General features: G+C 68.7%; 21 protein-coding genes. 12 read left to right on the top strand and 9 right to left on the bottom strand.

Annotation, left to right across the window (positions count from 1 at the left end; translation table 11 throughout):
• Positions 1-28 precede the first annotated feature (28 nt).
• Together infA and ACFPN9_RS04935 are read left to right on the top strand one after the other, a co-directional pair.
• Entirely contained in the window at positions 29-301 is a 273-nt protein-coding gene (gene infA / locus ACFPN9_RS04930) for a translation initiation factor IF-1 (protein ID WP_066724490.1), read from the top strand.
• Positions 302-309: 8 nt separating this feature from the next.
• Positions 310-579 carry a hypothetical protein gene (locus ACFPN9_RS04935; RefSeq protein WP_377815658.1) on the top strand — a complete coding sequence of 90 codons (270 nt, stop codon included), beginning with the start codon at positions 310-312 and terminating at the stop codon, positions 577-579.
• Between the two features lie 277 nt (positions 580-856).
• Here ACFPN9_RS04935 and ACFPN9_RS04940 read toward each other — a convergent pair whose 3' ends face one another.
• The 4 genes from ACFPN9_RS04940 to ACFPN9_RS04955 all read right to left on the bottom strand — a co-directional run bounded on the left by ACFPN9_RS04940 (position 857) and on the right by ACFPN9_RS04955 (position 3,857).
• A complete protein-coding gene (locus ACFPN9_RS04940) occupies positions 857-1,480 on the bottom strand; it encodes a hypothetical protein (protein WP_377815660.1) in 624 nt (207 codons plus the stop codon).
• A gap of 211 nt (positions 1,481-1,691) precedes the next feature.
• Positions 1,692-2,009 carry a DUF6894 family protein gene (locus tag ACFPN9_RS04945; RefSeq protein WP_377815662.1) on the bottom strand — a complete coding sequence of 106 codons (318 nt, stop codon included), beginning with the start codon at positions 2,007-2,009 and terminating at the stop codon, positions 1,692-1,694.
• A gap of 70 nt (positions 2,010-2,079) precedes the next feature.
• The gene (locus tag ACFPN9_RS04950; RefSeq protein WP_377815664.1) at positions 2,080-2,415 is read right to left on the bottom strand and encodes a hypothetical protein; all 336 of its coding nucleotides are present in this window, start codon (positions 2,413-2,415) and stop codon (positions 2,080-2,082) included.
• A 152-nt stretch (positions 2,416-2,567) separates the two neighbouring features.
• Positions 2,568-3,857 (bottom strand): cell wall hydrolase, encoded by a 1,290-nt coding sequence (locus ACFPN9_RS04955; RefSeq protein ID WP_377815666.1) that lies wholly within the window; start codon positions 3,855-3,857, stop codon positions 2,568-2,570.
• A gap of 433 nt (positions 3,858-4,290) precedes the next feature.
• On the opposite strand from ACFPN9_RS04955, the gene ACFPN9_RS04960 reads away from it, so the two are divergent.
• From ACFPN9_RS04960 to ACFPN9_RS04970, 3 genes are all read left to right on the top strand, one after another.
• A complete protein-coding gene (locus ACFPN9_RS04960; protein ID WP_066724476.1) occupies positions 4,291-5,535 on the top strand; it encodes an MFS transporter in 1,245 nt (414 codons plus the stop codon).
• A gap of 82 nt (positions 5,536-5,617) precedes the next feature.
• On the top strand, positions 5,618-6,604 hold the full coding sequence (gene acuI, locus ACFPN9_RS04965; RefSeq protein ID WP_377815669.1) for an acrylyl-CoA reductase (NADPH): 987 nt from the start codon (positions 5,618-5,620) through the stop codon (positions 6,602-6,604).
• 90 nt (positions 6,605-6,694) lie between these two features.
• Positions 6,695-7,822: a glycoside hydrolase family 19 protein gene (locus ACFPN9_RS04970; protein ID WP_377815671.1), complete on the top strand. Its 1,128-nt coding sequence runs from the start codon at positions 6,695-6,697 to the stop codon at positions 7,820-7,822.
• 21 nt (positions 7,823-7,843) lie between these two features.
• On the opposite strand, the gene ACFPN9_RS04975 is transcribed toward ACFPN9_RS04970, so the two are convergent.
• Together ACFPN9_RS04975 and ACFPN9_RS04980 are read right to left on the bottom strand one after the other, a co-directional pair.
• Positions 7,844-8,743: a LysR family transcriptional regulator gene (locus ACFPN9_RS04975; RefSeq protein WP_377815673.1), complete on the bottom strand. Its 900-nt coding sequence runs from the start codon at positions 8,741-8,743 to the stop codon at positions 7,844-7,846.
• A gap of 70 nt (positions 8,744-8,813) precedes the next feature.
• Positions 8,814-9,821, bottom strand: coding sequence for an L-threonylcarbamoyladenylate synthase (locus ACFPN9_RS04980; RefSeq protein WP_377815675.1), 1,008 nt, complete (start codon positions 9,819-9,821; stop codon positions 8,814-8,816).
• A gap of 235 nt (positions 9,822-10,056) precedes the next feature.
• Here ACFPN9_RS04980 and ACFPN9_RS04985 point away from each other — a divergent pair, with 235 nt between their 5' ends.
• From ACFPN9_RS04985 to ACFPN9_RS05010, 6 genes are all read left to right on the top strand, one after another.
• Positions 10,057-11,832, top strand: a complete 1,776-nt coding sequence (locus ACFPN9_RS04985) for an acyl-CoA dehydrogenase (protein ID WP_377815678.1) — start codon at positions 10,057-10,059, stop codon at positions 11,830-11,832.
• Positions 11,829-12,680 carry an SDR family NAD(P)-dependent oxidoreductase gene (locus tag ACFPN9_RS04990; protein WP_377815680.1) on the top strand — a complete coding sequence of 284 codons (852 nt, stop codon included), beginning with the start codon at positions 11,829-11,831 and terminating at the stop codon, positions 12,678-12,680. The genes ACFPN9_RS04985 and ACFPN9_RS04990 overlap by 4 nt, the downstream gene beginning before the upstream one ends.
• An 87-nt stretch (positions 12,681-12,767) precedes the next feature.
• Positions 12,768-13,757 (top strand): magnesium transporter CorA family protein, encoded by a 990-nt coding sequence (locus tag ACFPN9_RS04995; protein WP_377815683.1) that lies wholly within the window; start codon positions 12,768-12,770, stop codon positions 13,755-13,757.
• A gap of 101 nt (positions 13,758-13,858) precedes the next feature.
• Positions 13,859-15,643: an SLC13 family permease gene (locus tag ACFPN9_RS05000; RefSeq protein ID WP_377815685.1), complete on the top strand. Its 1,785-nt coding sequence runs from the start codon at positions 13,859-13,861 to the stop codon at positions 15,641-15,643.
• Positions 15,644-15,755: 112 nt separating this feature from the next.
• A complete protein-coding gene (locus ACFPN9_RS05005; protein WP_156446641.1) occupies positions 15,756-15,899 on the top strand; it encodes a hypothetical protein in 144 nt (47 codons plus the stop codon).
• Between the two features lie 136 nt (positions 15,900-16,035).
• Positions 16,036-16,965: a lipid kinase gene (locus ACFPN9_RS05010; protein WP_066724534.1), complete on the top strand. Its 930-nt coding sequence runs from the start codon at positions 16,036-16,038 to the stop codon at positions 16,963-16,965.
• Positions 16,966-16,977: 12 nt separating this feature from the next.
• Here the strand turns inward: ACFPN9_RS05010 and ACFPN9_RS05015 are convergent, their stop codons facing one another.
• The 3 genes from ACFPN9_RS05015 to ACFPN9_RS05025 all read right to left on the bottom strand — a co-directional run bounded on the left by ACFPN9_RS05015 (position 16,978) and on the right by ACFPN9_RS05025 (position 20,629).
• Entirely contained in the window at positions 16,978-18,951 is a 1,974-nt protein-coding gene (locus tag ACFPN9_RS05015; protein WP_377815689.1) for a methyl-accepting chemotaxis protein, read from the bottom strand.
• Between the two features lie 120 nt (positions 18,952-19,071).
• Positions 19,072-19,575 (bottom strand): MOSC domain-containing protein, encoded by a 504-nt coding sequence (locus ACFPN9_RS05020; protein ID WP_377815691.1) that lies wholly within the window; start codon positions 19,573-19,575, stop codon positions 19,072-19,074.
• A gap of 7 nt (positions 19,576-19,582) precedes the next feature.
• On the bottom strand, positions 19,583-20,629 hold the full coding sequence (locus ACFPN9_RS05025) for a cysteine synthase A (RefSeq protein ID WP_377815693.1): 1,047 nt from the start codon (positions 20,627-20,629) through the stop codon (positions 19,583-19,585).
• 144 nt (positions 20,630-20,773) lie between these two features.
• On the opposite strand from ACFPN9_RS05025, the gene ACFPN9_RS05030 reads away from it, so the two are divergent.
• Positions 20,774-22,015, top strand: a complete 1,242-nt coding sequence (locus tag ACFPN9_RS05030; protein ID WP_377815695.1) for a class I SAM-dependent RNA methyltransferase — start codon at positions 20,774-20,776, stop codon at positions 22,013-22,015.
• Positions 22,016-22,032 lie beyond the last annotated feature (17 nt).

Genomic DNA, 22,032 nt, shown 5'->3' on the forward strand with positions numbered 1-22,032 from the left:
CGCCAACGGGCACACGAAGGACGACAGAATGGCTAAGGAAGAACTGCTCGAATTCGACGGAACGGTGGTCGAAGTGCTGCCGGACGGCAATTACCGGGTGAAGCTCGACAACGACCACGTCATCCTGGCCTATGCGGCCGGCAAGATGAAGAAGAACCGCATCCGCACCATCGCCGGCGACCGCGTGGTGGTCGAGATGTCGCCCTATGATCTCGATCGCGGCCGCATCAACTTCCGCCAGAAGACCGCCGGTCCCGCGCCCAGCGGCCCGCCGCGCAACCAGAACTTCCGCCGGCGCTGAGCCGCCCCATGCGGTTCACGCGCGTCGAGCTCGTCTTCGTCGCCTTCGGCGCGCTTCTCGGCCTCCTCGTCGCGCTCGTCTTCAAGGCCGGCTGGCTCGCACCTTCGGCGGCCTTCCCGCCCTTCATCTTCGTTCTGCTCGGCCTCGGCCTGAGCGAGATCGTGGCCGGCCTCGCGCTCGGCCGTTCACCCGGCGCGCTCGTCGGCATGCCGGCGCGCCTGCTCGCCTTCTTCATCGGCGTCGGCGTGCTGGCGCTGCTGATGGGCGGGCTGGGCTAGGGCGCCTCGCTGCTGCGACGGCGACAGCCACTGGCCTCTATCGGAATCCACGACCGTCATCCTGGACAAGCCGCGAAAGCGGCGCAGGCCGGGATCCATCATAGGGCATTGTCCCGCTTTATGATGGATCCCGGCCGGCCTTCGGCCGTCCAGGATGACGGGGAGGGCGGCGTTGACGATCTCGAAAGACCCATAAAAAAACCCCGGCGTGAGCCGGGGTTGAGTGGTCTTTTCCGTAGTCAAAGGCAGTCAGTACACAAACGTCTCAAGTCAAAACTCAGTGGCCGGCCTTCTGCCAGTGCTGCGAGCCGGGGCTCACCAGCACCTTGCGATGGCGGGTTTCGTATTGCGCCGGCACGGTCTCGTGCAGCACCTGCGTCGGCCGCACCATCACCTTGCGCTGGCGCTGGGTGTAGACGGCGGGGACGGTCTCGTACTCGACCCGCGCCGGCGAAACCTCGACCGTGCGCTGGCGGTAGCCGTACTGCGGCTCGTCATAGACCCAGCAGCCCGTGGTGCGGCCATAGGCGTCGGTGGTGACCTCCCAGCGCTTGCCGCCGGGCGAGATCAGGACCTTCTCCTGGATCGAGGAATACTGCGCCGGAACGTGATGCGGAATCTGCCGCGCCGGCTGGATCATCACCTTCTCGGTGACGTAGTCGTATTCGGCCGGCACGATGCGGCGATAGGTCTTGGCCGGGCGCACCACCTGCGTCTCGGCGATCGTGCCATAGACCGGCGGGGTCTCGACGAGATTGTAGCAGGCTGCGCCCTGGCACGGCGCCGGACGGCAGGAGGAGCCGTAGCAGCCGCCGGCCTGGGCCGGGGCCGTGCCCAGCAGCAGAGCCGCCGAGGCGGCGGACGCCGCGAAAGCCGAAATGCCGAGAGACTTCTTCGCCATGCTCAGAACCTGTCCCCACCCGCGGCGCCAGAGGCCGCTCTGTGAGGCGGAGAAAGCCGGGAAACAGTGATGAACGCAAGGTAAACGCCAAAACAAGGTAAAATTAACCACGCCCCGCGAGGGCCACCCGTTCATGCAGTTTGACGTTGCGTGAAGCCAAAGCGGAACATTTGAGCGGCTTTTCGACGCAAATCACGCGGATGCGCCCCCTTCAACGGCCCTTGATCAGCGCCGCGACCCTCTCGGCCGCAGCGTCGCGTTCCGCATCGGCCGCTGCCGCGGCAGCCCTTATCTCGTCGCCGCTGCGCGCCTCGATCGTCACGGAAGCGCGGTAGACCGCCTCGCCGGCCTCGTCGTCGAGACTGACCGAGAGGGCCGCCTGCTTGGCCCGCGGCAGCACCTCGACCGTCATGTCGGCGAGTGCGAGATGGGCGTCGTCAGCCGCGCTCTTCGCGTCGGGAAAATCGAGTGGCTCGGGCTCGCGCTCGGGGCCGGACCCGTCGTCGCTGGTAATGAAATAGCGCGGCATGTCGCCTCCCTCCGGGGAGGCAACGTCTCGTCGCCGGGGCTGTTCCGGCCCAGACGGCTCTTGCCCGGTCTCAGGTGCGGGCAAAGGCGACGATCACGTAGAGCCCCGTCCAGACCGTGGCATAGGCACCCAGCCACAGGCCGCGCTCACCGCGCGTGCCGCCGAGAGGCTGTCCGCCCTCGACGCGCAGCAGTGCGCCGACGCAGAGCAGTGCCACGACCGGCCAGAAGCCGAACAGCAGCATCACGGCATCAATGGAGAAGGACAGCACCGAATGCCCGCCGCCCCAGAGCGAGAACAGCGGCATCGCCGACAGGAAAGGCCAGGCGCAGAGCACGGGCAGGGCCAGCGACCACGCCAGAATACGGCCGATCTCGGTCTTCAGCGGCGACGTTATGTCCGTCATCATCCATCCCACCTGTTTCCGTAGAGGCAGGATAGGGGGCGCCGTGGGCGAACACCACGCGGAGGCCCCGCGACATATTCGCGGGCGAGGGGGAGCGAGGAGACAAGACTGCTGGATCAGTAGGCAGCCATCCGCCCGGCTGCCCACTCGCCTTAAGTCTGCCCCGGCCGCAGCTTGTAGAAGATGTGCTGGCCGATCGTGTCCATCTTCTTGAGCTTCTTGGCCCAGTAGGGGCGGACATACTGCGCGTGATAGTGGGTCGAGGCGCCGACCTCCGGGAGGTAGGTCGTGCCCTCATAGACCTCGCGGGCGATGCGGACCGCGTCGCGCCAGGGGCCGGGCTCTGTGATGCGCAGCGACTTGCCCTCGCAGGTGAAGGTGAACTGGCAGGCCAGGTAGCGGTGGCTGTTCTGGTAGACCACGCCGCAGACGCTGTCGGGGTAGAGCGGGCTCTTGACCCGGTTGAGGACGACCTGCGCCACCGCGGCCCGGCCCTCGTCGGATTCCGAGCGCGCCTCGAAATAGACCGCCTCCGCCAGGCAGCGCTGCTGGCGCGCCATGTCGGCGGCGGGAATGAGCCCGGTATAGATCTCGCGGGCGCCGCTCTCGGGCAGCGCGCCGCGCCGCAGCGGCGAGGCGGGTGCGCGCGCCAGCAGGCCCGGCCGTTCCGGCGCGGGCGGCAGCAGCGCCGGCACCAGCGTGGTCACGCTGTAGTTGACGGCGGGCGTACTCGAGGTCTGGGCCGTCGGGGCGCCCACGGCCGGCGTCGCGCCGTCGATCGTGCGCGGGACATTGCCATAGGGCGAGACGCCGGAGGCCGCCAGCGCATCCGGCGAGGCATCGGAGAGGGCGGGGTCGGTCAGCCCCTGGTCGTCGGCATGCGGCTCGAAGCCGAGCGGCGGCCCGGTGATGGCCTCGGCCTGGCGCATCGCCTCGATCGAAAAGCCACCCGAGATCAGCCCCGGTTGGGTATCGCCGAACACGACCTGCTCGAGTTCGCGCGGGGCGCGGGCCGACAGGCTCGGCCTCAGGCGAGGCAGCGGATCGCCCTTGGCGGTCCGGTCGACCTCGGGGAAGCCCTTGGCGCTACGCTTCATCTCCTCGCGCGGCTGGCGCGGGTCGATGACGAAACGGCGCTCCGGATCGTCGAAACTGAGATGCGCCTTGAGGATCGACGAACTCAGCGACAGGCCGGGCAGGCGGAAGGCGCTGGCCGCGACGAGCAGCGAGGGGCCTTCCTCCAGCTCCGAGGCCGGGCCGGGCAAGGTGCGGCCGAGCGCGGTCGCCGGCAGGGTTTCGAGGCCGGCATTCTGGCCGGCCGACGCAGTGAAGGAGACCAGCATCCCCGCGGCCAGCGCCCAGGGCGCGACCGTCGACAGGGCCCATTTCAGGCCCGCCGATCCGATGCGTCTCGTACGCCGGCGCAAACGCAGATGACTCAAAACCGCACACCCGTCCGAACACGAGGGGAGCGACCGGCGCGCGAACGGCACGCTTTCGCCTGATGCCGTTATCACCTCGGTAGGGTTGAGCGCGGGTTAACGGCGGGGCGGCGATGTGAGGTGCGGTCGGGCGGCCGCGCCCTTCTCCCTCCCCCCGCTTGCGGTGGGGAGGGCTGGGGTGGGGGGCAGCTCCGCTCGGCGAGACGAGCGAGGATAGGGCTCGGGCTTTACGGCCCCCCACCCTAACCCTCCCCACCGCAAGCGGGGGGAGGGAACAGGTCTTCGCTTTGTCCCGTGGCGGCTGACGCCCCCGCGACACCGCCGCCCTCCCATGCATCCGCGTGATGCGCCTGGCCACGAAATCGCGTTATCGTGCCGGGGCGTTCGGCGCTATCGTGCAGCCACACGTCAGCCCTGCCGGAGATGTCAGCCCATGAGCGTCGCCTCGAGCCCCGCCCCGGGACGCAGCCATGCGCCCGAGATCATCGTCGCGGCGGGCTGCCTGATCGCGCTGATCACCTTCGGCCCGCGCGCCAGCGCCGGCCTCTTCCAGATTCCGATGACGGTGCAGTTCGGCTGGGGGCGCGACACCTTCGGCCTCGCGCTGGCGATCCAGAACCTGCTCTGGGGGCTGGGCGCGCCCTTTGCCGGCGCCATCGCCGACCGCTTCGGGATCGTCAAGGTGCTCTGCACCGGCGCGCTGCTCTATGCGGCGGGGCTCGTCATGATGGGGCTGGCGACGAGCCCGCTGCAGCTCCATCTCGGTGCCGGCGTGCTGATCGGCTTCGGCCTCTCCGCCTGTTCCTTCAACCTCGTGCTGGCCGCCTTCGGCAAGCTCCTGCCCGAATCCTGGCGGCCGATGGCGTTTGGCGCCGGCACGGCCGCAGGCTCCTTCGGCCAGTTCCTCTATCCGCCGATCGGCAACATCCTGATCGACCAGATCGGCTGGAACCAGGCGCTGATGGTCTTCGCGCTGACGCTGCTGCCGATCCTGCCGATCTCGATCTTTCTCTCGACGCGCAAGCTCGGCGGCACGGTCCAGGCCTCCGCCGCGAACCTGCCCAACCAGTCGATCGCGCAGGCGCTGGCCGAGGCCTTCCGCCATCGCAGCTATGTGCTGCTCGTGCTCGGCTTCTTCACCTGCGGCTTCCAGCTCGCCTTCATCACCGTCCACATGCCGGCCTATCTGAAGGACATGAACCTGCCGGCATGGGTCGGCGCCTGGACGCTGGGCGTGATCGGACTGGCGAACGCGGTCGGCTCGCTCTCCTCCGGCTGGCTCTCAACGCGCATGCCCAAGCGCCATCTGCTGGCCTGGATCTATTTCGGCCGCGCCGCCGCCATCGCCGTCTTCATCCTGCTGCCGCCGAGCCCGGCGACCTCGATCGCCTTCGGCATCGTCATCGGTCTGTTCTGGCTCTCGACCGTGCCGCCGACCTCGGCGCTCGTCATGCTGATGTTCGGCACGAAATACATGGCGATGCTCTATGGCTTCGCCTTCTTCTCGCATCAGGTCGGCGGCTTCCTCGGCGTCTGGCTCGGCGGCCTGCTCTACGAGGCCTTCGGCTCCTACATCGTCGTCTGGTGGCTCTCGGTCGCGCTCGGCATTGCCTCGGCGCTGATCAACCTGCCGATCGTCGAGAAGCCCGTCGAGCGCGGGTTGCCGCAGCCCGCCTGACGAAAGGCGCACGGCGCGTGGGGTTGCCGCGCACCGTGCGTTGCGTATCTGCTGCCGGAAACGAATTCCGGAGGATGCGCCCATGACCAGCTTCAAGGCCCTCGTCGCGACCAAAGGCGAGGCCGGCCCCGACCTCGCCTTCACCGATTTTGCCGAGAGCAATCTGATGGAGGGCGACGTCACCGTCCGCGTCACGCACTCGACGGTGAACTACAAGGACGGGCTCGCCATCACCGGCCGCGCCCCCGTTGTGCGGCGGTGGCCAATGATCCCCGGCATCGACTTTGCCGGCCGGGTCGAGACCTCGGAGCACCCGGAGTTCAAGCCGGGCGATCTCGTCGTGCTGAACGGCTGGGGAACGGGCGAGACGCATCTCGGCGCCTATGCCCAGAAAAGCCGGGTGAAGGGCGACTGGCTGGTGCCTCTGCCGGCAGGCCTCAACCCCGACGAGGCGATGGCGATCGGCACTGCAGGCTACACGGCCATGCTTTGCGTGCTGGCGCTGGAGAAGCATGGCGTGAAGCCCGCCGACGGGCCTGTCGTCGTCACCGGTGCGGCCGGCGGCGTCGGCTCGGTGGCGGTCGCACTATTGGCTAAGGCCGGCTGGCACGTCATTGCTTCGACCGGACGGGCCGAGGAAGCGGAGTATCTCAAAGGCCTCGGCGCGGCCGAGATCATCGACCGGGCCGAATTGTCGGCGCCCGGCCGGCCCCTCGGCAAGGAGCGCTGGATCGCGGGTGTCGACGCGGTCGGCTCGCATACGCTGGCGAACGTGCTGTCGATGACCAAGTATGGCGGCGCCGTCGCCGCCTGCGGTCTCGCCCAGGGCATGGACCTGCCGGCCTCCGTCGCGCCCTTCATCCTGCGCGGCGTATCCCTGCTCGGAATCGATTCGGTGATGTGCCCGAAGCCACGTCGGCTCGAGGCCTGGGCGAGGCTCGCCAGCGACCTCGACCGCGACCGCCTCGCCCTGATGAGCACGCGGATCCCGCTGACAGACGTCATCGACACGGCCCGCGCCATCGTCGACGGCAAGGTGCGTGGGCGGGTGGTGGTGGAGGTCGGATAGGGTCGTAGAGTCCATATCTCATAACGAGAGATTGACGTAGTTAAAACTATAGGTTGTATTTCTCCCGCTGCGCTGCGGGGGAATTCAGTGATGCAACCGACGGTCTTGTTGAGCGCCCTGCTGCTGGCGGGGCTGATGGGCATGGTGGGACAGGGTGCGCGCACGGTCGTCGGCCTGAAGAAGCTGCACGACTTCAACGCCACCCAGGCCCCCGATCAGGCGACGACCTTTCTCGCCAGCCGCCTGGTGATCAGCCTCATCATCGGCTTCATCGCCGGGGTGTTGGCGGCGCTGGCGGTCGGCCTTGACAAGCTGGCCGGGCCTGCGGGCGCGGCGGTCGAGGTTCTGCTGGGCCTCGCCGCGGCCGGCTATGCCGGCGCCGATTTCATCGAAGGGTTCATGTCCAAGGCGCCCGCCATCACCGGCGGTGCCGGCACGACAGGGACGGCGAGGACGGAACCCCCATCGACGACCACGAAGACGGAACCGCCCGCAACCGGGGCGTCGCAGCCGAGCGAGCAGGCCGACCGGCTGATCATGCAGACATCCCAGTTGAGCACGGAGATCGCTTCGCTGCAGTCGGTGCTGGCGACCAGCGCCGCAGCGAGTGGCTGGTCGAGCCTCTCGGCCGCCACGCAGGTCACGCCCGAGCTCGTCGCCCGGCTGTTCGTGCCCGCGACGCCGCTGGCCAATATCCGCAACAACCTTCCGCATGTTCTGGCGGGACTGCGGTCCTACGGTCTCGCCGACCGCGACATGCTGCTGATGGCGCTTGCGACGATCCGGGCGGAGACGGAAGGTTTCGCGCCGATCGACGAGATGAAGAGCAAGTACAATACCGACAAGGCCCCGTTCGACCTCTACGAGCCGGGCACGCCTATCGGGAAGCGGTTGGGCAACACGCAGGCCGGCGACGGCGCCTTGTTCAAGGGGCGTGGTTTCATTCAGCTCACCGGCCGGGACAACTACACCCGCATCGGCACGCAGATGGGTATCGATCTCGTTGCCCAGCCTGCCCAGGCCAACCAGCCCCGCATCGCCGGCCTGATCCTCGCCCAGTTCCTCGCCAACAAGGAGGATGCGATCCGTGCTGCTGCGGCAGCGGATGATCTCGTCCTGGCGCGCAAGCTGGTCAATGGCGGCAGCCACGGCCTCGACCGGTTCAGGGACGCCTACACCAAGGGGCGGGTTGCGATCCCGGACGGCATCGAGATCTGAAGCGGGGACAGGGGAGAGGATCTACCCCATCCCCTCGATCAGCCCGCGCTTCTTCGCCAGTTCGCCGCCGACATAGTCCATGAAGGCGCGCACGCGCGGGGCGTTGCGGATGTCGGGATGGGTCAGGATCCACAGCCCCGTCGAGAAGTCCGGGTCAGGCGGGAGCAGGCGGACTAGGCCCGGGCGCTGGTCGGCGATGAAACAGGGCAGGGGGCCGATGCCGAGCCCCTGCTCGACGGCCTCCGCCAGGCCGAGCACGGCCGAACTCTTCAGCGCGATCCGCTCCGGCGCCACCTTCTCGCGGACATAGCGCGCCGCCTTCACATGGCCGAGCGCATCGCCGAGCGCGACCCAGTCGCGCGCGAACAGGCTGTCGGGATCACCCAGGCCGGCCGCGCCCTGAGCGGCGTTGCCATAGATCGCCCAGTTCAGCGTCGCCAGCCTGCGCCCGACCAGCGTTTCACCGGGCGCGTCGCTGGCGCGGATCGCGATGTCGGCGTCGCGCTTGGACAGGTTGAGCGCCTGGTTGCCGATCACGATGTCGAGCCGGATCGCCGGATGTAGGGCGCGGAAGGCGGCGAAGATCGGCAACAGCAGGTTGAGATAGAGCGTGTCTGTGGTGGTAATCCGCAATTCGCCCGAGGGCGCGAGGTCACGCCCCGCGAGCCGGCGGCTGAAGGCGGCGACGTCGTCCTCGACGCGGGCGGCCAGCATCGCCATCTCGACACCGGCGACGGTCGCGACATAGCCGGTCTTGCGCCGCTCGAAGAGCTGCAGCCCGACCTGCTCCTCGATCTGTCCGAGGCGGCGGAACACGGTGGAATGGTTGACGCCGAGCGCCGCGGCCGCGCCGGTCAGCCCGTGATGGTCGGCGATCGCTTTGACCAGCCGGAAATCGTCCCAGGCGAGATTGGTGGTCATGATGGGCCCCTGCCGACGGTCCTGGGCAGGCAATCCGAAATCTTGCAGGTGTGCAAGAGCGCGGGCGGCTTCACCGCGGCGCGGCGGCGCGCCTCAGCCGGTCGTTGATCGCCTCGCCCAGGCCGTGATCGGGGATCGGCGCGACGGCGATCACCGCGGGGCCGGCGGCATCGAGCGCCCGCAGATGGCCGAACAGGTTCGCTGCCGCCTCGGTGAGATCGCCGCCGGGGCTGAGATCGAGCGCAGGCGCGGCGCTCGCCAGCAGGGCCGGGTCGCTGCCGAAGCCGAGCCAGGCCTCGCCGGGGTGGGGGGCGTCAGCCTCGAGCCGGATCCGCGCGGCGGGCGCATAATGCGAGGCGAGCAGGCCCGGCGAGATCGGCGCCATCCCGGCCTCGCCCGCGAGCACGAGCGGGCGCCCGATCACGCCCTCGATCGCGGCGCGCGGCACGCCGCCCGGCCGCAACAGGCGCGGCGCGCCGTCGAGGCAGGCGACGATCGTGGATTCGACGCCGACCTCGGTCACGCCGCCGTCGAGCACCGCGTCGATCCGGCCGTCGAGATCGGCGAGCACATGGGCGGCGCTGGTCGCGCTGACCCGGCCCGAGCGGTTGGCGGAAGGGGCTGCGATGGGCCGCCCCGCCGCTTGCAGGATCGCATGGGCAAGCGGATGCGACGGCACGCGCAACGCCACCGAGGCGAGCCCGGCGCGTGCGAGATCGCTGACCTCGCAACCGGCGGAGACCGGCACCACCAGCGTCAGCGGCCCCGGCCAGAAGGCTCTTGCGAGCGCCAGCGCGTTGGCGTCGAACAGCCCCTGCCGGCGCGCGGCTGCGAGATCGGGCAGATGCGCGATCAGCGGGTTGAAGCTCGGCCGCTCCTTGGCGGCATAAATGCCGGCGACCGCCGTCCCCGAGGTCGCGTCGGCCGCGAGGCCGTAGACGGTTTCGGTCGGCAGCGCGACGAGGCCGCCCTCACGCAGCAATTCGGCGGCGCGCGCGACGCCGTCGGCATCGGGGCGCAGACGCTCGGTCACGCGGGGGGAGGGGGCATCCTGCGTCACGGGAATTGATGTCTCCATGGCTCCATCGCCGGGCGGTCGTGCCCGATTGACCCAAGACGGTTTACATATAAACTATATCGGCGCCGCAGCGGTGCCGTTCACGCAGCGCATGGCCTCGGGGATAGTTCCTCGCTACCATTGCGGCAACGCCAAAAGCGGTTGGCCGGGGCACGGCGCACGGCCAGCCGATGTCACGAAAACAGAGGCGGCCAGCTGCGACAGTGGCGAGGCTGACGTGCAGGGAGACAACATCATGAGCTATCGCGCCCCCGTCGAGGACATGCTCGCCACGATGCGCCATGTGGCCGGCCTCGACCGGCTGATCGCGGATGGGCTGGCGCCGGAACTCGACGCCGACATGGCCCAGGCCGTGCTCGACGAAGCCGCGAAATTCGCCGGCGACGTGCTCGCGCCGCTGAACCGCGTCGGCGACAAGCACGGCTCGGTTCTGAAGGACGGCGCCGTCACAACCCCGCCGGGCTGGAAGGACGCTTATACGGCCTGGGCCGGCGCGGGCTGGAACGCGCTGCCGGCGCCGCCCGAGCATGGCGGCCAAGGCCTGCCGGCACTCCTGCAATCGGCCTGCATCGAGATGTGGAACTCGGCGGCGTTCGCCTTCGCGCTGGGGCCGCTGCTGACGGTCGGCGCCATCGAGGCGCTGCACGCCCATGGTTCTGAGCAGTTGAAGGAGACCTATCTGCCGAAGCTCGTCTCCGGCGAGTGGATGGGCACGATGAACTTGACCGAGCCGCAGGCGGGCTCCGATCTAAATGCGCTGCGCGCCAAGGCCGAGCCGGTGGGCGACGGCACCTACAGGATCACCGGCCAGAAGATCTACATCACCTATGGCGAGCACGATCTGACCGAGAACATCGTCCATCTCGTGCTGGCGCGCCTGCCGGATGCGCCGGCGGGCACCCGCGGCATCTCGCTCTTCCTGGTCCCGAAATACCTCGTCAACGGCGATGGTTCGCTCGGCGCCCATAACGACCTGCGCTGCTCCGGCATCGAGCACAAGCTCGGCATCCACGCCTCGCCGACCTGCTCGATGGCCTATGGCGACAAGGGCGGCGCGATCGGCTGGCTGATCGGCGAGGAGAACCGGGGCCTCGCCTGCATGTTCACGATGATGAACAATGCCCGCCTCAACGTGGCGCTCCAGGGCGTCGCCATCGCCGAGCGGGCCTATCAGCAGGCGCTGCATTTCGCGAAGGAGCGCCGGCAGGGCACGGCCATCGACGCCCCCAGGGGCGCCCCGATGAGCCCGATCATCGTCCATCCCGACGTGCGCCGCATGCTGATGGAAATGCGGGCGAAAACGCAAGGCGCGCGCGCCATCGCCTATCAGGTGGCGGAGGCGCTCGACCGCTCGCATCGCGGTGCCGACGAGGCCGCCCGCAAGGCCGCCGCCGAGCGCGCGGCGATCCTCACCCCCGTCGCCAAGGCCTATGCCACCGATATCGGTGTCGAGGTCGCCTCCACCGGCGTCCAGATCCATGGCGGCATGGGCTATGTCGAGGAGACCGGCGCTGCCCAGCATCTGCGCGATGCCCGCATCGCTACGATCTATGAGGGCACCAACGGTATCCAGGCGATCGACCTCGTGCTTCGCAAGCTGCCGCTCTCCGGCGGGCAGGCGGTGGCCGATCTGATCGTTGAGATGCGTGCCGTGGTGTCGGAGGTGAAGGCGGCCAATACGCCGGGCTTCGGCCACAGCGCGGCCCGGCTCGGCGCCGCCGTCGATGCGCTGGAGCGCGCGACGCGCTGGATGCTGGCGACGATGGGCAGCGACCAGAATGCCGTCCTGGCCGGCGCGACGCCCTATCTCAAGCTCTTCGCGCTCGCCCAGGGCGGCACGGGCCTCGCCCGCAAGGCGCTGGCGACCCGCTCGGAGGCACAAGGCGTGGAGGATCGCGCCACGGCCCGCTTCTTCGCCGAAATCCTGGCGACGGAAGCGCCGGCGCTCGAACTGGCGGTGACGGAAGGCGCGGGCGCGGTCGCCGACGCGGCGGCCGTCTTCGCCGCGTGAGCGAGCCGCAGCGCCCGCTCGCCGCCAAGATCTGCCTCGTCGCCGGTGCCTCGCGCGGGCTCGGGCGCGGCATCGCCCGGGCGCTGGGAGAAGCCGGCGCCACCGTCGTGGTCACCGGTCGCTCCAGCGAGGCCGGCCCACGCACCGACAATCGCCCGGAGACCTTCGAGGACACGGCCCGCGAGGTCGAAGCGGCCGGGGGGCGCGGCCATCCCTATCGCTGCGACCACACCCAGGAGCGGGAGGTCGACCAGCTCGTCTCCTGGTGCCTGCGGCGCTTCGGGCGGCTGGACTGTGTCGTCGACGCCGTCTGGGGCGGCAGCGAGGGCTATGACGGCGAGCGCTATCCGGATGGCTCGACCTTCGGCGCGCCGTTCTGGCGCAGGCCCGTCGCCAGACTGGGCCAGAGCTTCGAGAGCGGCGTCTATGCACAACTGCTGCTGGCGCGCGCGGTCGCGCCCGCCATGGTGCAGGCGCGCAAGGGGCTGATCGTCACGGTGGGCTTCGACACGGCCGGCGGCTATCTCGGCGACATCGTCTACGATCTGGCGCAGGCGGCGATGCACCGGCTGACGCTGGCGATGGCGCAGGAGCTCAAGCCCTTCGGTGTCACCGCGCTCGGGCTTTCGCCGGGGCATGTCCTGACCGAGCGTGTCCGCGATGCCGGCCTGGCCCAACCGGGTAGCGAGACGCCGCTCTATGCCGGCCGCGCAGTCGCGGCGCTCCTGCAGGACGCCGAGGTCGCGCGCCATGCGGGCGCCGTGCTGCATGTCGCCGATCTCGCCCGGCTCTACGGCTTCACGGACCGGGACGGCACCATGCCGTCGCGCTTCACCGTGCCGTCTTGAGGCATGGCCCATAGCGTTTGACACGGGCTGCGGATCGGGGTTCCTGCCGCGCTCTGCCTGCGATCCACGACGCGTGAAGGTCCCCCCATGATCCTGATCCACGGAATCTGCGCGCAATCGCGCGACAAGCTCCTGCCCCGCAATGTCGATGCCGATGCGCCGTTTCCGGCCGATTCCATCTGGATCGATCTGCTCAATCCGACGCAGGGCGAGGATGCGCGCGTCGAGAAGCATCTCGGTGTCTCGATTCCGACGCGTGAGGAGATGCACGACCTCGAGCCGTCCGAGATCATTTACACCGAGAACGGCGCGCATTACATGACCGCTCGCATCATCTGCCAGTCGGAGACGATCGTGCCGCGGCTGGCCGACGTCACCTTCATCTTGACCGACAAGGCGCTGGTGACGGTGCGCTATGACGAGCCGGGCGCCTTCAACATCTTCCTCAACCGCGCCACCAAGCCCGGCGGCTGCGGCACCCAGCCCGAGGCGGTGCTGGACGGGCTGATCGAAGCGATCGTCGACCGCGCCGCCGAAGTCCTGCGCGGGGTCGGCGACCGGATCGACGACGCGTCGCGCCGGATCTTCGCCGGCCGCGGGCAGGATGTGGAGCAGGGCAGCGCCTATCAGGCGGTGATCCAGAAGATCGGCCAGTACGAGCACATCATCTCCAATGTTCGCGAGAGCATGGTCTCGGTGGAGCGCGTGCTGCTCTTCCTCTCGGCCAACTACACCCGGCCGAAAAAAGCGCAGACCGGCTTCTCCGCCGAATGGCGCGCCGCCGTCCGCGACGTGCAGGCCATCGAGGAACACGCCACCTTCCTCTCCAACAAGCTGCAGTTCATGCTCGACGCCACGCTCGGCCTCGTTTCGATCGAGCAGAACAAGATCATCAAGCTGTTCTCGGTCGTCTCTGTGGCGCTGATGCCACCGACGCTGATCGCCTCGATTTACGGCATGAACTTCAAGACCATGCCGGAGTTGGAGTGGCAGTGGGGGTACCCCATGGCGATCGGGCTGATGATCCTCTTCGCCGTGCTGCCCTACATGTTCTTCCGCTGGAAGAAGTGGCTTTAGCGCATCGGCCGGATGGCGGGGTCTCCGCTCGTTCGGAGAGCCGGTGCGAGGATGATGGCTGGCGCGGTGTCCCGCGACCTCGATGATGCGGACGGATGCCGATGACCACCCCCCAACTGCTCTCCGTCTCGCTTGTGGCGGTGATGATGGCTGCCTTCCTCTGGGGGCGGCTGCGCTATGACATCGTCGCCATGCTGGCCCTGCTGGCCGGCGTGGCGATCGGCATCATCCCGGCCGGCGAGGCCTTCAAGGGCTTTTCGGACGACATCGTCATCATCGTCGGCAGTGCGCTCGTCCTCAGCGCCGCGGTTGCGCGGTCACGCGTGATCGAGCGGGGGCTTACCCGCATCATGCCGTTGCTGGGGTCAACGCAGGCGCAGGTGGTGCTGCTGGTTCTCGCCGTCGCGGTGATGTCGGCGATCATCAAGAACATCGGTGCGCTCGCGATGATGCTGCCCATCGCCTACCAGCTCGCCCGCAAGGGCGGCCGGTCGCCCTCGGTCTTCCTGATGCCGATGGCCTTCGCCTCGCTGCTGGGCGGAATTGTCACCCTCGTTGGCACCTCGCCGAACGTCATCGTCGCCCGGGTCCGCGCCGAATTGGGTGGCGAGCCCTTCTCGATGTTCGACTTCACGCCCGTCGGCATCGTCGTCGCGCTCGCCGGCTGCGCCTTCCTCGCTGTCGGCTACCGTCTCCTGCCGCAGGACCGGCGCGGCGCGGTCTCGCTCGACCAAGCCATCGACATCAAGGACTATGTGACAGAGGCCGAGATCGGCCCCAAATCGACACTCGCCGGCAAGACCGTGGCCGATCTGAAGGCGCTGGGTGGGGGCGAACTCCAGATCGTCGCGATCCTGCGCGATGAGCGCCGCCTGCAGGCGCCGCTGCCGGACGCCAGCCTGAAGGCTGGCGATACGCTGCTTCTGCGTGGCGATGCGGCGGTGCTGGAGCGGGTCGTGGCCGAGGGCGAACTCGATCTCGACGGCCAGCATCGGCCGACCGAGAAGGAGGATGCGCTCGATCCCGACCAGGTCAGCGAGGCGATCATCGGTCCCAACTCCGTGCTGATCGGCCAGTCGGCGGGCGATATCGGGCTGCATGCCCGCTTCGGCGTCAACATGATCGCGATCAGCCGCTCGGGCGAACGCTTCACCCAGCGCCTGCGCGACATCCGGCTGCGCGCCGGCGACATCATCGTGATCCAGGGCGACGAGAAGCAGTTGCCGGAAAAGCTGATGGAACTCGGCCTGCTGCCGCTCGCCGACCGCGTCGTCTCGCTCGGATCCACCCGCAAGGCGGTGATGACCGTCTCGATCGTGCTGGCGGCGGTGGTGGTGCTGGCCGCGGGCCTTGCGCCGGTGCCGCTCACCTTCTTCGCTGCGGCCGTCCTTCTGATCACGTTGCGCTGCCTGCCTCTGCGCGAGGCCTATAGCAGCATCGACGCGCCGATCCTGCTGATGCTGGCGGCGCTGATCCCGGTTAGCGACACGCTGCGTTCGACGGGCGCCACCGATGTTTTCGCCGGCTGGCTCGCCCAGGTCGGGGCGGGGCTGCCGGGCTGGGGAGCGGTCGCGCTGATGATCGCGGCTGCGATGGCCGTGACGCCTTTCCTGAACAATGCTGCGACTGTCCTGGTGATGGCACCGATCGGCGCCGGCTTCGCCGCCAAATTGGGCTACAACCCGGACGCCTTCCTGATGGCCGTCGCGATCGGCGCGGCCTGCGATTTCCTCACGCCCATCGGCCATCAGTGCAACACGCTGGTGATGGGCCCCGGCGGCTACAAATTCAGCGACTATCCCCGGCTCGGCGCGCCCCTGTCGCTGATCGTGCTCCTGGTCGCCGTGCCGATGATCCTGCTGGTCTGGCCGCTCCAGGCGGGGTGAACCGGGTCGCGGCGTGGCGGCATGAAACCTCTCCGCTTCTTGTGCGTTGCAGCAATCCGTCCTATCCCGGTGCGGCCACCGCAACCCCTCCCAACCGACGAAAGGAGCGACGATGCTGGACAGGCATGAGGGCGACACCCTGCCCGAGGACGAGCGCGATCGTCCCGAACCCCAGACCGAAGCCGAGGCAACAGGCGAGACCGCGACGATCTCCGACCGCGACTACCAGGCCGGCTTCTGGAGCCCGCCGAACTGAGGCGGGCCACTGCAACAGGGCCGGCGCGGCAGGACCCGCACCGCGCCCGTCGACCCCCCGGTTGAAAAGCCACACCCGCCGGCCCACTTCCGTGGCCCGGCGGGGACGAGCCAACAGGGTGATCGGCAAAAGCGATATGACTGATAGCACGAGACGGCGGGCCCTGCTGCTCCGCAATCCGAAATCGCGACGCGGCGGCGAGTCGATCGACTCCGTACTGCGGCGACTGGACGAGGGCGGCATCGTCACCACTGTCGAAACATTCGAACATCTGCCCGAGATCGCCCGCGACATCGTGCGGCTGCGCGACACGGCGGATCTCGTCGTCGTCTGCGGCGGCGACGGCTCGGTCTCCTCCTCGGCGCTCGCGGTGATGGAAAGCGGCCTGCCCCTCGGCATCATCCCCATGGGCACCGCCAACGATCTGGCCCGCACGCTCGATCTGCCGCTCGACCCGGCGGAGGCGGCTGGCGTCATCGCAGCCGGGCTGACGCGGCCGGTCGATGTCGGCACGGTCAACGGCCATGCCTTCTTCAACGTCGCCAGCATCGGGCTCAGCAGCGACCTCGCCCAGGGGCTCGATCCGGCGCTGAAGAAGCGCTTCGGCCGCGTCGGCTATGCGCTGGCGGCGCTCAAGGTGCTGACGAAAGCCTCGACCTTCGCCGCGACGATCATCGAGAAGGGTCGCGCGACCCAGGTCGAAACCTATCAAATCGCGATCGGCAACGGTCGCCATTACGGCGGCGGCAATGTCGTGGAGCAGGATGCTGAAATCGACGATGGCTCGCTCGATCTCTACAGCCTCGAACTCAAGAATGTCTGGAAGCTGGCGCTGATGCTGCGCTCCTTCCGCTCGGGCACGCATGGTGCCTGGCAGGAGGTGCGGACCGCCAAATGCACCGAGTTCACCATTCAGACCCGCAAGCCCATGCCGATCAACGCCGATGGTGAGATCGTCACGGCAACACCCGCGCTGTTCAAGGTCCATCCCAAGGCCGTGTCGATCTTCGCTCCGCCAGAGGGGTCGGAGCGGCCGGTCCGTCCGGCGCAGATGTATCACCGCTGACGGCAGGAGCCGTCAGGCCGCGAGCGTTGCCATCAGTTTCTCGACCTCGCGGGCGAGCCGCTGACTCTGCTCGGTCAGCTGGCGAGCCGAGAGGTGGACCTGGGCCGCGGCTTCGGTGGTGAGCTTCGCCCCGCCGCTGACCTCGCCAATGGTGTCGGCGACCTCGACAGTCAGATGGGCGGTCCGCTGAGCATTGCCGGAAATCTCCTGGATGATCACCGTCTGCTCGACGAAGGCCGCGGCCATGGATGCCGAGATCTCAGACATCTTGTCGATCATGTTGCCGACCTCGCCGATAGAGGCGACCGAGCTGCGCGCGGCCTCCTGCATATCGCTGACGAGCCCGGCGATGTCATGGGTGGCACACGCCGTCTGCGCCGCCAGCGCCTTCACCTCGGCAGCGACCACGGCGAAGCCGCGGCCGGCTTCGCCCGCGCGCGCAGCCTCGATCGTCGCATTGAGCGCCAGAAGATTGGTCTGCTGGGCAATGTCGGAAATGACGCTCAGCACCGATCCGATCCGCTCGGCCGCGCTGGAGAGCGACACCATGCGCCGGTCGGTCAGCCGCGCATGGTCCACCGCATCGCGCGCGAAGTGGCTCGAATCGTCGAGCTGACGGCTGATCTCGCCGACGGCGACTGAAATCTCCTCGGCGGCCACGGCCATCGAGGTGACGTGGGACGAGGCCTCCCGCGCCGCGACACCGACGAGTTCGGAGCGGTTCTGGGCTCGACCGGCGGTGGAGGAGAGGTCGTCGGCCGCCGCTTCCAGCTGCATCGAGGCCGCCGCAACGCTGGCCACGATATCGCCCGCCGCGGCTTGGAAGCGCCCTGCCACGTCCTGCTGCAGCCGTCTGCGCTCCAGCGCGTTGCGCTCCTCGATCGCGGCCATCTCCTGCCGGGTCGCGTCGGCCGCAATGAGCTGGCGGCGGAAATCCTCGATCGCGCGGGCGATGTCGCCGATTTCGTCGGAACGGTCGCACCCGCTGATCACGGTCTGGCGCTGGCCGGCGGATACGCGGGATACCTCTCCCGAGAGGGCCACCAGCGGCCGGGCGATGCTGCGTGCGGCCGCGATGGTGAAGAGAATGATCGCGACGAAAAAGCCGAGCTGGAGACTGAGATTTGTCCGCATCTCGCGCTGGTGGAGCGCAATCCGGTCCCCCAGAAGACCGGCCAGACTGGTCTCGGCGACACGGCTCAGGGCTGACGACAGCTCGAACTGGCGCTCGATCGCTCGCTCCGCTTCGGTAACGAGGCGCACGAGCGGGGCGCTGTCCGGCTCCATCGCGATATGGCTGATCGCGGTGCTGACGGCGTGGCTGGTCTGGAGCAGGCTCATGGGCGCCTCGCCCAATTCGGCTAGGACGCGCCCCGCACCGTTGCCTTCGATCGCCGAGGCGACGGCATTCTGCACGGCGTCGCGAACCCGCTCGAAACGGCTTGCGGCCGATAGCAGGATGGCGAGATCGCCGCGCGTGCCGAAGCCGGAGCGAAAAGGCTCCAGCGCCCGCCGCAGCGCGGCCGTGGCAGTGGCGGACTCGGGCAGAACCACACTGACGAGATACATCAGATAGTAGCTGTCGAGCTTCGGATCGAGGGTGAGATTGGAGCCGTCAGCGATCTTGACCAAAGCTGCCTGCGCCTGAGTCATGGCGGCGACCGGGTCGGGCCGGCTGGCTGCCCGCAGAAAGCTTTCGACGGCTTCGGTCGAGTTGAAGACGCCGTCATGGCGGGCCCGGATCGGCTCGAGCGCCGCGACCGTCTCGGGCGGCAGTCCGGTGGAGATGCGCGAGAGATCCAGCAGGAGGGGTGTCAGGGACTGAAGGTAACGGACCCCGTCGAGCTCGCGGCTGGCAAAGTTGATGTCCTTGCGGGCCTGATCGACATAGGACCACGTCATCAGCCCAAACGGGATTGCCACCAGCGTTAGCAGGCAGAGCAGCTTGCGGCTGATACGGAAATCGGCATAGCGGACAATGCCCATGCGTCTTGCGCCCGAACGACCGCGTCCTGATGCGGCCAGGCGATGACCTTACGGCAGAACAGCGCATATTGGGTTAACTCGACCGCTTTTCTTGGTGCAATCGCGACAGTCTGGCCAGTTTCAAGGCGCGGGCATACGCTCCATCGCGCCGCCCACGCCGACGCTGCCGCCTTCCACCACCCGGGCCGTGATCCCGCCATGGCCGCGCACCGAGTTGTAGCCGCCGGTGCCGAGGATTTCCTCCATCCGCGAGCAGGGATGGCATTCGCCCGTCGCCTCCAGCACCGCGGAGCCGAGCCTGAAATGCCGACCCTTGAGGGCCGCGAGGTTGATCCCCGCGACGACGATGTTGCGGCGGAGCAGCTCGGGCGCGAGCGCATCGCGGCCGAGATGCGAGGCGATTGCCGAGAGATGCTCGGCCTGGATCAGCGTGACGTGGCGGGCGCCGCCGGTGCGGCTGCTGTAGTGGTCACCGATCAGGCCTTCGGTTGGATCGAGCTGCGCGGATTCGACCGCGAGCATGGCCTTCCGCCGCGCCGGACGCAGGCCGATCCAGATGACACGCCCGGTGCGCAGCGGTCCGTCGATCAGCCGGGCGAGGGGAGAGGCGGGGTCGAGCGGCATCGCCCACTCAACCCATCACGCGCGCCACCATCTCCTTCAGCACGCCGGCGTCCCGCTCCAGCCAGCCCGGCACGGGCAGCCCTTTCGAGCGCAGGAACTCGGGATTGAACAGCTTCGACTGGTAGCGCGTGCCGTAGTCGCAGAGGATCGTCACGATAGTGTGGCCGGGGCCGAGTTGCCGGGCGAGCCGGATCGCGCCTGCGACATTCACCCCCGACGAGCCGCCCAGGCACAGGCCTTCGTGTTCGAGCAGGTCGAAGACGATCGGGATCGCCTCCGAATCGGGGATCTGGAAGGAGACGTCGATCGGCGCATCGACCAGATTGGCGGTGATGCGGCCCTGGCCAATGCCCTCGGTGATCGACGAGCCTTCGGACTTGAGCTCGCCGGTCGTATAGAAGGAATGCAGCGCCGCCCCCATCGGATCGGCCAGCCCGATGGTGATCTTCGGGTTGAAGCGCTTCAGCGCGATGCCGGTGCCCGCCAGCGTGCCGCCGGTGCCGACCGCGCAGATGAAGCCGTCGACTTGGCCCTCGGTCTGCGCCCAGATTTCGGGGCCAGTCGTCTCGATATGGCCCTGTCGGTTGGCGATGTTGTCGAACTGGTTGGCCCAGATCGCGCCGTTGGGCTCGGTCTTCGCCAGCTCCGCGGCGAGCCGGCCCGAGACCTTCACATAGTTGTTCGGGTTGATGTAGCCGACGGCCGGCACCTCGACCAGCGTCGCGCCGGCCAGCCGCAGCATGTCCTTCTTTTCCTGGCTCTGCGTCTCCGGAATCACGATCACGGAGCGATAGCCCAGCGCATTGCCGACCAGCGCGATGCCGATGCCGGTGTTGCCGGCCGTGCCCTCGACGATGACGCCGCCCGGCCGCAGCAGCCCCTTCGCCTCGGCGTCGCGGATGATGGCGAGCGCGGCGCGGTCCTTGACCGACTGGCCGGGGTTCATGAACTCGGCCTTGCCGAGGATGGTGCAGCCGGTCTGCTCCGAGGCCCGCTTCAGCTTGATGAGCGGCGTGTTGCCGATCGCTTCGATGACGCCGTCGCGGCTCGCCATATCCGGATTTCCCTGTTTGCTCCCAACCTGATAGGCGAAAGCGGCGGACGGGTCGACAGCCTCGCGCCGTCCGCCTCCCGAACGAAACAGGGCGATCGGCAAAGGCCGGCGCCGGAGACGATTTTGCTGCCAATGACGCTCGCGATGAACGAGATTCTCTCCGTCGGCCGCCTCGGCCTGCGTGGCGACGGCATCGCGCAGACGCCGGCCGGCGACGTCTTCGTGCCCTATTCGCTGCCCGGCGAGACGGTGCGCGCGGTGCGCGACGGCGAGCGCGCGCAGCTTGTCGAGATCATCACACCCGCCGAATCGCGCATCGCACCGATTTGCCCGCTCTTCACCCGCTGCGGCGGCTGCGCCGCCCAGCATATGTCCGAGAGCCTGTATCGCGAATGGAAGCGGCGGCAGGTCGAGACCACGCTGGAGCGCGCCGGTATCGCTGCGCCGGTCGCGGATATCATCGACGCGCATGGCGCCGGCCGTCGCCGCGTCACCTTCCACGCCAGGCGCGAGGGCGCCGGCATGCTCGTCGGCTTCATGGTCGCGCGCCGCCATGATCTCGTCGCCGTGCCGGCCTGCCCGGTGCTGGCGCCGGGGCTGGCTCGCGCGCCGGCCGCGGCCCAGCTCGTCGCCAACCGGCTCGGCGGCTCGAACAAGCCGCTCGACATCCAGGTCACGGCCTCCGAGGCCGGGCTCGACATCGACATTCGCGGCCATGGCCCGGCTGGCGAGAAGCTCAGGCTGTCCCTGACCGAGGCGGCCGAGCGGCTCGATCTGGCGCGGCTCTCCATGCATGGCGAGATCGTCGTCGAGCGCCGCCCGCCGCAGCAGCGCATGGGCAAGGCGATGGTCGCGCCGGCGCCCGGCGGCTTCCTTCAGGCGACGGCGGCGGGCGAGGAGGCGATCGGCGCGCTGGTGCTGGCCGCGCTGCCCGCCAAGGTCAAGCGCGTCGCCGATCTCTTCGCGGGGTGTGGGCCGATCTCGTTTCGTCTCGCCGAGCGGGCGCAGGTGCTGGCCGTCGAGAGCGACAAGGCCGCGATCCTGGCGCTGACCCGCGCTGCGAGCACGACGCAGGGGCTGAAGCCGATCGCGAGCGAAGTGCGCGACCTCTTCCGGCGCCCGCTGCTGGAGCATGAGTTGAACGGCTTCGACGCCGTCATCCTCGACCCGCCGCGCGCTGGCGCCGAGGCCCAGGCGCGGCGGCTGGCTGCGGCCAAGACCCCGACCGTGATCTACGTCTCCTGCGATGCCGGCAGCTTCGCGCGTGACGCCGCGATCCTGATCGCGGGCGGATATGCGCTGGAAGGCGTGACGCCGGTCGATCAGTTCCGCTATTCCGCCCATATCGAACTCGTCGGCGTGTTCCGGCGCGCCAAGAAGAGCTGAGACCCCGGAGGCATCCG

Source organism: Allobosea massiliensis (genome assembly GCF_042655245.1).
GTDB classification, from domain to species: Bacteria; Pseudomonadota; Alphaproteobacteria; order Rhizobiales; family Beijerinckiaceae; genus Allobosea; species Allobosea massiliensis.